The organism is Xanthomonas bonasiae (assembly GCF_014836395.1).
Classification (GTDB): Bacteria; Pseudomonadota; Gammaproteobacteria; order Xanthomonadales; family Xanthomonadaceae; genus Xanthomonas_A; species Xanthomonas_A bonasiae.
In genome coordinates, this window is sequence record NZ_JACSQX010000001.1 from 40,717 (window position 1) to 54,623 (window position 13,907).

Sequence of the window (13,907 nt, forward strand, 5' to 3'; positions counted from 1 at the left end):
CCCCGCCCGTCTGCGTTTGGGCTTTCGTCATTGCCGCGCCGGGTTGGTGCAACTGTGTGCGCTACTGCCATCTTCGTCGAAGGCGAGCGCCGTCCAGGCCCCGCCTTCGGTGGGGTTGGGGTTTGGCGTCCGATTCCGATTCCGATTCCGGGTCTGGGTCTGGGCCAGGGCCAGGGCCAGGGCCAGGGCTGGGGCTGGGGCTGGGGCTGGGGCTGGGGCTGGGGCCAGGGCTGGGGAGGCCTGTTGCGCCTGGGGGAACTACAAATTCGGCATACGGACGCGGTGCTCGCAGATGTCAGGGCGGCGGTGGGGTAGCGGGGCGGGCTAGGCTAGGGCCGCTCAGCGCCCGGATCTCCTGCGCCGCGCGGACGCCGGCCCCGCCATTCGCGGTTGCCCGAGCGGTGCCTGAGCGAAACATGGCCGGTCGTTTCCTGTCCGCCGCGGCCTGCGCCCGCAGCTGACCCGGATGCCAGTCGTGCCCACGCCTGGCCGGGAGCGCCCGCGCCGGTGCCACGCGATGACCAATGGCTGCCAGGAAACTGCGATCCATGTCGTGTCATGTCCGTTTGTGCCAGCTTGTCACGTTTTGGCAACAAAACGGCCCTATGGTGTTAAACTCACGTTAACCCTTGCGGGGGATCCAGCAAGGGGGCATGAACCCACATTCCGCTGCCGTGCGCGCACCAGGACGGCTAGCTATGCGCATTTCGCCAAACTCCATCGAGGCTATTGCAATGACTCAACCCCGCCGTCTCCGGATGTCCAAGCTCACCCTTGGCCTCGTTGCTGCGCTCGCCGCCGCCCCCGTGTTCGCCCAGAGCACCTCCGCCGGCGTCGGCGGTCTGGTCACCCACGACGGCCAGCCGGTGATGGGCGCCGACGTGACCATCACCCACGTCGAATCGGGAACGGTCAGCCGCGCCACCACGGACGCCAGCGGTCGCTACAACGCGCGCGGCCTGCGCGTCGGTGGCCCGTACACCATCACCATCACCAAGCCCGGCGAAGGCACCAAGACCGAAGACGGCGTCTTCCTGGGCGTCAACCAGACCGCCAGCGTCAATGCGGCGCTGACCGGCGACTTGACCACCCTGGAGACGGTCAATGCCGTTGCCGTGGCCGGCGGTTCGGAAGTGTTCCGCGCCACCAACACCGGCTCGGGTACCCAGATCAGCCAGGAAACGATCACGGCGCTGCCGTCGATCAACGGCAACATCCAGGATTACATGCGCCTCGATCCGCGCGTGGCCTTCGTTGACCGCGCCTCGGGCTCCATCTCCGCCGGCGGCCTGAACCCGCGCTACAACTCGATCAACATCGACGGCGTGGCCGCGAGCGACACCTTCGGCCTGGAAGGCAACAACATGGCGACCCGTCGCCAGCCGGTGTCGATGGAAGCCATCGAAGCCCTCGACATCAACCTGTCGAACTACGACGTCAGCATCGCCAGCGCCGCCGGCGCCACCGTCAATGCCGTGACCAAGTCCGGTACCAACGAATTCCACGGTTCGGTGTATGGCAGCTATCGCGACGGCGACTGGTTCGGCGACAACCCGGACGGTACCCCGTTCAACGGCTTCACCAAGGAAAAGACCTACGGCATGACCCTGGGTGGTCCGGTCATCAAGGACAAACTGTTCTTCTTCGCCAACTACGAGAAGTTCGAGCAGGGCGCTCCGGGCGCCGACCTGGCCAGCACCGCGTACGGCAAGGCCAATGCGGTCATCAATGACGCCTACATCGCCCGCGCCCAGCAGATCGCCCAGAACTACGGCATCGACGCCGGCTCGCTGAACAGCAACGGCAACACCGACCTCGAAGAGTACGCGCTGAAGCTGGACTGGAACATCAACGACCAGCACCGCGCCAGCCTCCGTTACAGCAAGCTCGACCAGAGCAAGCTGCGCATCAACGGCATGGCCAGCAGCTCGGTTTCGCTGAGCTCGTACTGGTACCAGCACGACAAGTCGATCGAAAGCTACGTCGGCCAGCTGTTCTCCGACTGGAGCGACAACTTCTCTACCGAGTTTAAGGTGTCCTACCGCGACTACTCGGCCATTCGCAACACTCCGACCACCGCGCCAAGCATCCAGATCCAGCAGGGCACCGACTCGTTGTATCTCGGTACCGAGCTGAGCTCGCAGAACAACATCCTGACGACCAAGACCTGGAACTACTACGGTGCCGGTACCTGGACGCTGGGCGACCACGACCTGAAGTTCGGTGTGGATTACAGCACCAACGAGATCTACAACTACTTTGCCCAGAACGGCTGGGGCAGCTATGTCTTCCAGGGCCTGGACAACTTTGCCGCCGGCACCTGGTCCAGTTACCGCCTGGCTGCCGAGACCTCGCCTGGCTCGATCCCCGCCGACTACAAGTACAACAGCCTCGGCCTGTTCGTGCAGGACACGTGGTACGTCAACAGCAACCTGACCCTGACCCTGGGCCTGCGCGGTGACCGTCCGGATACCACCCCGTCGCCGACCTACAACGCCGCCGCGTCGAGCACCTTCGGCTACAACAACAGCAAGCTCTTCAACGGCGACTTCCTGATCCAGCCGCGCGTCGGCTTCAACTACACCTTCGACAGCGAGCGCCCGATGCAGCTGCGCGGTGGCGTGGGCCTGTTCCAGGGCGACTCGCCGCAGGTGTGGATCGGCAACAGCTACTCCAACACCGGCCTGAACTACACCTCGTACAACCAGCCCACCTACAACGCCGCCGTGCAGTTCTCGCCGGATGGCCTGAACCAGCCGATCCCGACCGTGGCGGGTTCGCGGCTGCAGAACGTCAACTTCGTCGGCAACGACTTCAAGCAGCCCTCGCTGTGGAAGGCGAACCTGGCCATCGATGGCGAACTGCCGTGGTACGGCATCGTCGCGTCGGCCGAACTGCTGATGACCAAGGTCAAGGATGGCCTGTACTACCAAGCGCTGAACCTGGGTCCTGGCTACACCGGTCCGGACGGCCGCACCCTGTACTGGACCCCGGGCAAGGTCAGCTGGACTTCGTCGGAAACCGGCAGCAACTCGGCCGCCAGCCGCTCCGGCCGTTACAGCAACTATGACGCCGTCTACCTGATCGACAATACCGACAAGGGCAAGACCTCGCAGTTCACCGTGTCGTTGACCAAGCCGTTCAGCGAAAGCAGCGACTGGTCCTGGACCCTGGGCTACACCTACACGCATGCGACCGAAGTCGGCCCGTTGACCAGTTCCACCGCCAGTTCGGGCTGGGCGTACCAGTACGCCTTCGACGTGAACTCGAACACCGAAACCACCTCGCGCTACGAGATCAAGGATCGCATCAGCGGTTCGCTGGACTGGAAGCACAAGTTCTTCGGTGACTACGAAACCCGCATCGGCCTGGTCTACGAAGGCCGCAGCGGCCGTCCGTTCAGCTACGTCTTCGCCAACGACTTCAATGGCGACGGCCGTACCTACAACGACCTGTTCTACGTTCCCAACGGCGACGTGCTGTTCGGCAGCGTGAGCAGCGCCGGCCGCTTCACCCCGGACGCCGCGATGGCCGCCAACTTCAATGCATGGCTCGCCGCGCATCCGGAAGTGGCGAAGTACGCGGGCAGCTACGCTCCGGCCAACGGCTTCCGCTCCGGCTTCGTGAACACCTTCGACGTGCGCATCAGCCAGGAGCTCCCGGGCTTCTACAAGGGGCACAAGTCGCAGATCTGGCTGGACATCCAGAATGTGGGCAACCTGATCAACAAGGATTGGGGCCACATCGTGGACTACGGCTTCTACGCCGACGCCTCGGTGGCACGCCTGGCCGGCATCTACAACGGCCAGTATGTGTACAACTACACCGGCACCAGCCAGCCGACCGCTGCCAACTCGGACGCCGACGGCTTCAACGTGGGCGTGTCGCAGTGGTCGCTGCAAGTGGGCTTCCGCTACCAGTTCTGATTCGCCGGAACACAGCTGCAACAAGAGACGGCCGGGGCAACCCGGCCGTTTTCTTTTGCGGAGGCTGACGCTAAAGTCGCCGTTGACGACAACGACAAGAATTCCGATATGACGACGAGCAATACGGCGGCGCGGGCGCTGCCGGTAGTGGACGCGCGGATCTACCCGCGCGGCGGCCTGGACATCCTTTCGCGCGCCGAAGTGGCGCGCCTGCGCGATGCCTCCAGCGGCGGCCTGCACGAACTGCTGCGGCGCTGCGCGCTGGCGGTGCTGACCAGCGGCAGCGCCTCCGACGACCCGCGCGCCGCGCGCGACCTGTACCCCGACTTCGACATCCAGGTCGCGCAGCGCGACCGCGGCGTGCGCATCGACCTGCTCAACGCGCCGGCGATGGCGTTCGTGGATGGGGAGATCATCAACGGCGTGGCCGAACTGCTGTTCGCCGTGATCCGCGACCTGGCCTACATGGCCATCGAGCTCGGCCCGGACTCCGCCGCCGATCTCGACTCCAGCGAAGGCATCACCAGCGCCGTGTTCGGGCAACTGCGCAACGCGCGCATCCTGCAGCCGGCCGATCCGAACCTGGTGGTGTGCTGGGGCGGCCATTCCATTTCGCGCGACGAGTACCTGTACACCAAGCAGGTCGGCTACGAGCTGGGCCTGCGCGGGCTGGACATCTGCACCGGCTGCGGCCCGGGCGCGATGAAGGGGCCGATGAAGGGCGCCACCATCGCCCATGCCAAGCAGCGCAAGCGCGACAACCGCTACATCGGCATCACCGAGCCGGGCATCATCGCCGCCGAGTCGCCGAACCCGATCGTCAACCATCTGGTGATCATGCCGGACATCGAGAAGCGCCTGGAGGCCTTCGTCCGCATCGGCCACGGCATCATCGTGTTTCCCGGTGGTGTCGGCACCGCCGAGGAGATCCTGTACCTGCTCGGCATCCTGCTGCGCGAGGAGAACCGTGGCCTGCCGTTCCCGCTGATCCTGACCGGCCCGACCATCGCCGCGCCGTACTTCGAGCAGATCGACCGGTTCCTGCGCCTGACCCTGGGCGAGGCGGCCACCTCCCGCTACCAGATCATCGTCGGCGACCCGGTCGCGGTGGCGCGCAAGATGGCCGAGGGCATTCAGCAGGTGCGTCTGTACCGCAAGGACCAGAAGGACGCGTTCTACTTCAACTGGTCGGTGGACATCCCGCTGGAGTACCAGCGTCCGTTCGTGCCAAGCCACGAGGCGATGGCCGCGCTCGACCTGCATCACGGGCGCCCGCCGCACGCGTTGGCGGCGGACCTGCGCCGCGCCTTCTCCGGCATCGTCGCCGGCAACGTCAAGGAAGACGGCATGCGCCGCATCGAGGAGTACGGCCCGTTCGAGATCCACGGCGACGCGGACATGATGCAGGCCCTGGACGAACTGCTGCGCGCCTTCGTCGAGCAGCGCCGGATGAAGATTTCCGGTGAGTACCGGCCTTGTTATCGGGTTATGGCCTGAGCGCGGAGCGGTGCGGCCGGTCTTGGGCTGTCGGTGTCATCAGGGCGGGGTGGGCAGTTCAAGCAGGCTGACGAAGGTGTCGGTCCCCTGTTGGGTGCTCAAGTGCCCGCTGCTCATGCTTTCCACGCGGGCACGGACCGCATCCAGGCCGATCCTGTGGCCGCTGCCGGCGGCCGCCTCGCCGTTCGCCGGCAGGGAATTGACGATCTCGATCCTGACCCAATGCGCGTCCTGTTCGACCCGAAGGCGGACATAGCCGCCGCTGGTGCTGGGTTCGATGCCATGCCGGATCGCGTTCTCCACCAAGGGCTGGATCGAAAGCGTGGGGACGTCGATCGCCGGAAGAGGATCGGGAAGTTGCCAATCCACGCGCAGGCGTTCGCCCAGGCGCATCTGCTCGATTCCGAGATAGCGCCGGGCAAGCGACAGTTCTTCTTCCAGGCTCAGCCGATCCGGTCCGGCCAACGCTGCTCTGAACAGATCTGCAAGATCCAGCAACAGGTGCTCCGCCTGTTCCGGCCGGAAGCGCGCCAGCGCCGCGCCGGTGTTGAGCGTGTTGAACAGGAAGTGGGGCTGGATGCGCGCGCGCAGCGCTTCGAGCTGGGCTTGCTTGGCTTGCACCGCCAGCTGTTGGACGCGCCAGTGGTTCTGGAATGCCAGCAGCGCCATCAGGCCCAGGGTGAGGGCGATGGCCGCCACTTTGAGCAGGAACGTGTGCCAGCCTCCCTGCAATAGCGACAGCTCTTTCAATGCCGCCCATGCGATCGCGTGCACGGCGACGGCGACGATCACCAGCAGCGCCACTGCCAGATAGGCGACCTGCTGCGGGCGGCAGCGTTCGAGGTAGCCGCGCAGCAGGTACAGCAAGGCCAGCGTGGTCAACGCCGTCCACTGCAGCAGCAGCGAGGCCAGGCCGAAATGGACCCAGCCGCTCGTAGACTGTCCCGGCGCCAGGGTCAGGATGACCGCGACTGCCTCGCCGGCCAGCAGCACCCAGATCAGGGTCGTGGGCTGCCACAGGATGTCGAGCGGCAGGGCGGGATTGGGGGCTGGGCGCATGGGATCGGGCAGGGGACGCTGGGCGCATGATGCCTCGGAATTCCGGTCCGATGTCGCCGGGCCTGCCGTTCAGCTACGATCTGCCACCGCCCATCGGACCCTGCTGGCATTGGTTCGAAGCGGGTTCTAGCTTAGCCTCGGGAAAAAGGGGATACGACATGCAGCGCTTTCACGCCGAGCGACCGCGCTACTCCGGGCGGTGCCGACGGATCGGTGGTTTCAGCTTGATCGAGTTGATGGTGACGGTCGTCGTGCTGGCGGTGGCGATGAGCATCGCCATCCCCAGCTATACCTACCTGGTCAATACCAGCCGGCTGACCTCCGCCTCCAATGAGATGGTGGCATCGCTTCAGCTCGCGCGTTCGGAGGCGATCCGGCTCAACCGGAACGTGGCGGTGTGCCGCAGCGACAATGGCACCAGTTGCGCGGCCGGCAGTGCGTGGAACCAGTGGATCACCATCGTGGTGACCGGCTCGACCGTCCTGCGCGTCAGTGCGGTGAAGGCTCCGGTCCAACTGAGCGTGAGCACCGCGGTCAGCGGCAACAACGATCGCATCGTCTTCAGCCCCGACGGGTTCGCTCGCAGCAGCGCCGGAACCTTGCTCAATGCGGGGTTTTCCAGCTGCATCGCGACCACGCGCCCGAGCGACAACCTGCGGGTCGTGTACATCGTCGGCGGCAGCCGGGTGGGCTTCGTCACTACTCCCGGCAATGTGGCATGCCCTGCGCCATCAGACTCTCCACCTCAGTGAACGCCATGCATATCCTTTTTCCGCGGCCAGCCTCGATCGCATCGCAACGCGGGGTCAGCCTGATCGAAGTGATGATCTCGGTGCTGATCATGGGCATCGGCATGCTGGGCGTGGCCGCCTTGCAAGCCACTGCGCTGCGCAACAACCAGAGCTCCTTCGAGCGCAGCCAGGTGGTGGTGGGCACCACCGGCATCTTCGATGCGATGCGCGCCAACGTGACCGCTGCCCGCAACGGCAACTACAACATGGGCATGACCTGTACCGCGCCGACCGGCACGTCTCAGGTAGTCGTCGACCAGCGCAATTTCCTCAACTCGCTGCAGGCGATCATGGGCGCTTCGGCCTGCGGTGCGATCAGCTGCAACGCCACGGCTTGCCGAGTGACGGTGCAGTGGGACGACAGCAGGGCCAGCCACGCGGCTGCAGATGCGACCGCCGCGCAAACCCAGCAGTTCCAGACGGTGACCAGGCTATGAGCCGCATGCGACGGAGCGGGGCGCCCGCCAGGCGCCGCAGTGCGGGCCTGAGTCTGATCGAGTTGATGATCTCCCTTGTGTTGGGGTTGCTCGTCGTGGGCGCGGCCATCGGTATCTTCCTCACCAACCGGCGCACCTACGCCGCCACCGAGAACCTGGGGCGCGTGCAGGAAAATGTGCGCACCGCGTTCGAGCTGATGACGCGCGACATCCGCGAGGCGAGCGGGAACCAGTGCAACAGCAGCGACAACATGGGCATGTCGAACGTCATCAATAACCCGACGTCGCGATGGTGGACAAACTGGTCGGGCAACCGCTTGGTGGGCGTATCGGCCAGCGGCAGCTTTCCGGATGCCGTGTCCAATCGCGTCGCCAATACCGAAGGCCTGATGCTGCTGTCCTCGGGCGACGCGACCGCGATCGTCACCGCGCATACCCCGGCCTCTGCGCAGTTCACGGTGAACGCGAATACCCACGGCTTCAGGAACGGTGATTTCCTGATCGCTTGCGGCCCAAATTCCGAAGCCACGGGGGTGTTGCGCATCGGCGCGCTGTTCCAGATGAGCAGCGGCCAGGGCAGTACGACCATCGGCCACGCCGCATCGGGTTCGCCAGGGAATTCCAGCAGCAACCTGGGCATCAACGGTGCCGTCTTCACCTACGGGCCGAACACGATGCTCAGCCGGCTCAACGCATCGCGCTGGTTCATCGGCACCAATCCCAGGGGCGGGCGTTCGCTGTACCAGGGTGTGTTGACCAATACAGGCGGTACTCCGGCGATCGTCAATCAGGAAGTAGCCGAGAACGTGCAGAACATGGCGATCACCTACCTGATTCCCAGCGACGGCGGCTACGTCAGTGCCGCGACCGTCGGGACGCGCTGGGACCAGGTCACCGCCATCAATCTGTCCTTGACCTTCCAGACCCAGGACGCGATCGGAACGAACGGCCTGCCGGTGACGCGCACGATCAGCAATGTCATCACCTTGCGGAATCGCAACGAATGAGCACAACTTCATATTCATATCCGGCGCCAGTCGCGCGCCAGGCTGGCGTCTCCCTGATCGTGGTGCTGATGCTGCTGCTGGTGATGACATTGCTGGGGCTGGCGGTCGTGCGTGGAACGCTGATGCAGGAGCGGATGAGCGGCAACCTGCTCGATCGCAGCGTGAACTTCCAGGCTGCCGAGTCGGCCTTGCGCGAGGGCGAGGCGTTGGCGGCGGCGCAAACGGTCGTGCCGACGGGCAACGGGTGCAGCGCTGGCGTGTGCGGTCAACCGGTGGCCACTCAGACCGAGCGCTGGCGCGATCCCAGCTTCAACGGCTGGGTGAACGCCAGCAACACCAGCCGTAGCGCTTCAGCCTCCGCAACGCGTTTCTATATCGAATACATGGGCACGTCCGAAGCCTGGTTCGAATGCAACAGCGACGAGAAATACACGGGGCAGCCGATCTGCGTGCGGCCGATGTACCGGATCGTGGCGCGCAGCCAAGATCCAGGCCGTGCCAGCGTCATCCTTCAATCAAGCTATATCGCGCCGTAAGATGGAGTCACCACCATGAGTCAGTTCCACGACGATCGTCTGCGCAAGCGCGGCTTCTTGCCTCGTCTCAATGCCTTCGCAGCGGCCTTTGCCTGCACCATGCTCGCGCTGCCGGCCAGCGCTGGTGTCGTGGTTCCCAGCTATCCGCTGCAGTCCGGCGGACGCATCGCCCCCAACGTGCTGTTCATCCTGGACGACTCCGGCTCCATGGAAGGCACGGCCATGCCGGATGTAGTGCCGCAAACCACGGTCGATGGCACTAATTACAACATCAGCAACTCCGCCTACACGCGCAACACCATCTATTACAACCCTGCCGTGGATTATGAGCCCTGGGTGGATGCGACGGGTGCATTGATGACGGGGGGCAGGGATTACACGAGCGTCTACAACGACACGCATAATCTGACCAACAATGCGGATCTCTCCACCGCTGTCAGGCAATTTTTCGTTCCAAAGGATCTGCGCAATACGACGGAAGCCTATCTTTCCAATACCGCCAACTACTACCGTTACCAGATCCGGACGGATGGCACGATCATTCGCAGCGAGCTGTTGAATAACGTTGTCAATCAGCAGGGCCTCACCGGCCAGGGTTGCACCAATAGCAGCAATGGGTGGCAGTGGAAGAACTGTACGCGGGCAACGCCGACCGGTCGCAGCGAAGCGGCCGAGCGCACCAACTTCGCTACCTGGTGGTCCTACAGCCGCACCCGCATCAAGGTGGCCAAAGGTAGTGCCGGGCATGCGTTCAGCGATCTCGGCACCAATGTGCGCGTCGGCTTCCGGACGATCTGGCAAAGAGAAAATGCCGGCAACGCCATCACCCAGGCCAAGCCCATTCCGGTGGACCAGAACGATGGCCTGTTCGACAATCCAAACGGCGTCAATGGAAGCAACAATAATCGTAAGCTTTGGTACGATCGCTTGTATGCGGCGTATGGTTCCGGGGCTACCCCATTGCATGGCGCGCTCAACGACGCTGGCCGGTACTTCAGCAGTGCCTCTGCGACTGGTCCGTACGGTCCGCAAACCGGTGCTGCTCAGCTTGCATGCCGGCAGAACTTCACCATCCTCACGACGGATGGTTACTGGAACGGCAAAGACAATTACCCGTCTAGCGCAGGGGGAGGAGTGGCAGGCGAGCAAGACAACGTGGCGGGATCCGTCATTTCAGGGCCGACCCGCAATACGTACACCTATACGCCGACACGGCCTTATGCGAGTTCCGACCCCGATACGCTCGCCGACGTGGCAATGCGTTATTGGAAATCGGATCTGCGCACGGATCTTCCCAATTCCGTTCCAACCAATTCATCCGATCCGGCCTTCTGGCAGCACATGACCACGTTCGCGATTTCCATCGGCGCGAAGGGGACGCTGGATCCGGCGACGGATCTGCCTGCCATCACATCGGGCGCGAAGAACTGGCCGACTCCGGTCAACAACACGATCTACAATATCGACGATCTCTGGCACGCTGCGGTCAATGGCCGCGGTAGCTTCATCGTGGCCAGCAACCCCAACGAATTCACCCAGGGCCTGAAGTCGGCGCTCGGGTCGATCGTGGAGCGCACCGGAACCGCCGGCAATCTTGCCGCCAATTCCAGCAGCCTCACCAGCAGCACGCACGTCTATCAGGCCAGTTTCGTGTCGGGTACATGGACGGGCGCACTGAAGGCGATTCCCGTCACCAGCACCGGTGTGGATGCGACCAATCCCAGTTGGGTAGCGAGCCTCCCGAGCACGGGCCGCAACATTCGCACGTGGGACGGCACTGCCGGTGCCGCTTTTCCCACCTCCGCGCAGCAGACGGCATTGGCGCGCGCGGCGACACCGACCGCTGCCGCGGTGACGGGGGCCAACAATGCGGCCTACATCGCGGGAACCCAGGACCTCGAGCTGAACCGCCCCAACGGTTATCTGCGCACCCGCAGCACCTTGATCGGCGACATCGTCAATTCCTCTCCGGCCTACGACAGCGTCAGCGGGACGATTTTCGTAGGTTCCAACGACGGCATGATGCATGCGTTCAATGCCGGCACCGGCGTCGAGCGCTTCGCGTATGTGCCGGGCGGCCTCAACTTCACCGACTTGGCCACCCTCAGTGCGCCCGACTACGACCATCGCTTCTTCGTGGATGGTCCGATTAGCCTTTCCCGTAGCGATCAGTTGAGCAGCCAGACGATCCTGGTGGGCACCCTTGGGCGAGGAGGCAAGGGGCTCTATGCGCTGGACGTCACCAATCCTGACGGTTTTTCCAACAGCAATGTGCTCTGGGAAAAGGTGGGCGACAATCAAGTGTCCACCACCGCCGACAACAACATGGGCCTGAATCTGGGCGCTCCGGTCATCGCCAAGCTCAACAATGGCGAGCTTGGGGTGATCGTGGCCAATGGACCCAACAGTACAAATGAGCACGCGGTTCTGTTCGTGTACCGGCTCAGCGATGGTGCTTTGCTCTCCGAAATCGACACGGGCGTCGGCTCTTCCGCCTCTCCGAATGGACTGTTCGCGCCGGCTGTGCGCGACGTCGACGGCAACGGTACCATCGACTACGTCTACGCTGGCGACATGCAGGGAAACCTCTGGCGCTTCAATCTTTCCGCCGCGACTCCCTCCAGCTGGAACACCGCGAGCAACCGCCTGCGCATGTTCACTGCGACCAACTCTGCCGGTACTGCGCAGCCCATCACGTCGGCGCCGGCGATCGCGCGTGACCCGGCGACCTTCTCTCTGTGGATCTTCTTCGGTACCGGCCGCTTCCTGACCACCGACGACGTGACCAACACGACCGTGCAGACTGTCTATGGCATCAAGGACTCCACGACGACCGTCGCCAAGTCCGACCTGCAGCGACGGAAGTTCGCGGCCAGCGGCGTGGTCAACAATCAGAACGTGCGGGTCATGGAGGCCAACAGCCCGCTGGGAGCCGGCAAGCAGGGCTGGTATCTGGATTTGATCGATCCGCCTGTGGCCGATCCGGCGCCTGCGACCGCCAGCGGCGAGCGCGTTTATACCGGGGTGAATGTCATTTCCGGCGTGTTGACCTTCACCAGCAACATTCCCGACGACGATCCATGCCTGCCAGGCGGCAAGGGTCAGGATAACGCCATCGACGCTTTCACCGGCTCCAGTCTTGGCCAGTCGTTCTTCGATCTCAATCAGGATGGATCGTATGTCGACGAAACGCTGACGGTGAATGGGGTGAAGATTCCTGTCGCTTCGGTCGCCTTGGGTGGCTTGGGCAGCGCGAGCAACTACTTCACCGGCGGGTCGGGCGGTAGTGGAGGTCTGGCTTGCCTCAACATCAACGATGGCAGTGCGGTGTGTAAGAAGATCCGCGAGATTCGCAAGGTAGGACGTGTGCAGTGGAGAGAGGTGATCCAGGAATGAGTACGCCCACGTCAACCGTCCCCCATATCCAACGGAGCCATGGCATGCGTAGTCGTCGTCGATTTTCAAGTCAGCGCGGTTTTAGCCTGATCGAGATCATGATCACGGTGGTAATCATCGCGATCCTCGCCGGTATCGCCATGGCCAGCTACAGCTGGGCGATGATCAAGGCGCGACGTTCGGCTGCAGCGGGGTGCGTGCAGGAGGCCGCGCAATACATGGAGCGTTTCCACACCACGAACATGAGCTACGTGAATGCGGACAGTAGCGCTCCCACACTCCCGGCATGTAGTGCCGACGTGACCAGCTTTTACACGGTCAGCCTGGCGTCCAGCAATGCGACAAGCTTCAGCATCACGGCAGCGCCGATTGCCGGAAAGCCGCAGGCCAGTGACACGGAATGCGCGACGCTTCAGATCAATCAGCTGGGTACGCGCACGGCTAGCGGTAGCTTGTCCGCCACTCCGGAAAAGTGCTGGTGACGCAAAAAAAAACCGCCGATCAATGGCGGTTTTTTTTCTTTGTATGGCGCCCGAAGTTGGACTCGAACCAACGACCCCCTGATTAACAGTCAAGTGCTCTAACCGGCTGAGCTATTCGGGCGAGGCGCGTATTGTAGGCACATCTTTCCTGGCTGGCAAGCGCTCGGTGTCCGCTGCTCACGGCGTGCAGGGCGGCCCGTCATTTGGGCGTATTGCGCGTGCCCGCCCGGTGGCGCTGACCACCACCTCGGCCACGACAGTCTGGCGGCCGCAGAGCCGGAACGTGAGGTTGTTGCCCGAACCTCTGCCGTCGGGGAGATAGCGCATCTGCGGGCGTCCGGAGGACGACAGTATGCGCAGGCTTGGGCTTCCGGGCGCTGGCGATGCGGTCAGGATGTCGCTGTCGCGGTCCGGTTGCCGATTTCCGTCCGGATCGGCGTAGATGATCCATTCGCCGCTCCACTCGATGCGGCGATCGCATTGTTGGCGGTTGGTGGACGGGCACAGGGCGACCGGCTGTCCCCTGGAGATCGCCCAACTCCGAGCGAGCGCCAGTTGCGCGAGCATCTCGTTGGTGGCGGCAAGCTGCCGGTGCCTGTCCAGCATCTGGCCGAGGCTGGGCAGGCCGATGCAAAGCGCGACCGCGGCGACCGCCATGGCGGTCAGTATCTCCATCAATGTGAAGCCTCGTGTCCTTGCGTTCATGGCGCCTCCTCGATTGGCAAGGCCAGCCTGGACTTGGGCGCGGGGCAAGGACATCGCCAGGATGCCGGCCG

10 protein-coding genes and 1 tRNA gene are annotated in these 13,907 nt (G+C 63.8%); 8 read left to right on the top strand and 3 right to left on the bottom strand.

From position 1 onward, the window contains the following. The first annotated feature begins 758 nt into the window (after window positions 1-758). Together H9658_RS00205 and ppnN are read left to right on the top strand one after the other, a co-directional pair. Window positions 759-3,926, top strand: a complete 3,168-nt coding sequence (locus H9658_RS00205) for a TonB-dependent receptor (protein WP_191823952.1) — start codon at window positions 759-761, stop codon at window positions 3,924-3,926. Window positions 3,927-4,034: 108 nt separating this feature from the next. Further along, window positions 4,035-5,423 carry a nucleotide 5'-monophosphate nucleosidase PpnN gene (ppnN, locus tag H9658_RS00210; RefSeq protein WP_191823953.1) on the top strand — a complete coding sequence of 463 codons (1,389 nt, stop codon included), beginning with the start codon at window positions 4,035-4,037 and terminating at the stop codon, window positions 5,421-5,423. A 39-nt stretch (window positions 5,424-5,462) separates the two neighbouring features. On the opposite strand, the gene H9658_RS00215 is transcribed toward ppnN, so the two are convergent. Next, entirely contained in the window at window positions 5,463-6,416 is a 954-nt protein-coding gene (locus H9658_RS00215; protein WP_318241159.1) for a sensor histidine kinase, read from the bottom strand. A 224-nt stretch (window positions 6,417-6,640) separates the two neighbouring features. On the opposite strand from H9658_RS00215, the gene H9658_RS00220 reads away from it, so the two are divergent. Genes H9658_RS00220 through H9658_RS00245 form a run of 6 tightly spaced genes read left to right on the top strand, consistent with a single transcriptional unit; the run spans window position 6,641 to window position 13,131 of the window. Then, a complete protein-coding gene (locus H9658_RS00220) occupies window positions 6,641-7,234 on the top strand; it encodes a GspH/FimT family pseudopilin (protein ID WP_191823955.1) in 594 nt (197 codons plus the stop codon). A 5-nt stretch (window positions 7,235-7,239) separates the two neighbouring features. Beyond that, window positions 7,240-7,710: a type IV pilus modification protein PilV gene (gene pilV / locus H9658_RS00225; RefSeq protein ID WP_191823956.1), complete on the top strand. Its 471-nt coding sequence runs from the start codon at window positions 7,240-7,242 to the stop codon at window positions 7,708-7,710. A gap of 5 nt (window positions 7,711-7,715) precedes the next feature. Further along, the gene (locus tag H9658_RS00230; protein WP_191824254.1) at window positions 7,716-8,717 is read left to right on the top strand and encodes a prepilin-type N-terminal cleavage/methylation domain-containing protein; all 1,002 of its coding nucleotides are present in this window, start codon (window positions 7,716-7,718) and stop codon (window positions 8,715-8,717) included. Then, window positions 8,714-9,253, top strand: a complete 540-nt coding sequence (locus H9658_RS00235; RefSeq protein WP_191823957.1) for a pilus assembly PilX family protein — start codon at window positions 8,714-8,716, stop codon at window positions 9,251-9,253. Before H9658_RS00230 ends, H9658_RS00235 begins: the two co-directional genes overlap by 4 nt. Before the next feature lie 15 nt (window positions 9,254-9,268). Beyond that, window positions 9,269-12,649, top strand: coding sequence for a pilus assembly protein (locus tag H9658_RS00240; RefSeq protein WP_191823958.1), 3,381 nt, complete (start codon window positions 9,269-9,271; stop codon window positions 12,647-12,649). Between the two features lie 44 nt (window positions 12,650-12,693). Further along, window positions 12,694-13,131 (top strand): type IV pilin protein, encoded by a 438-nt coding sequence (locus tag H9658_RS00245; RefSeq protein WP_191823959.1) that lies wholly within the window; start codon window positions 12,694-12,696, stop codon window positions 13,129-13,131. Window positions 13,132-13,175: 44 nt separating this feature from the next. Here the strand turns inward: H9658_RS00245 and H9658_RS00250 are convergent. Together H9658_RS00250 and H9658_RS00255 are read right to left on the bottom strand one after the other, a co-directional pair. Next, window positions 13,176-13,252 (bottom strand) — tRNA-Asn (locus H9658_RS00250). Between the two features lie 56 nt (window positions 13,253-13,308). After that, a complete protein-coding gene (locus H9658_RS00255; RefSeq protein ID WP_191824255.1) occupies window positions 13,309-13,836 on the bottom strand; it encodes a GspH/FimT family pseudopilin in 528 nt (175 codons plus the stop codon). Window positions 13,837-13,907 lie beyond the last annotated feature (71 nt).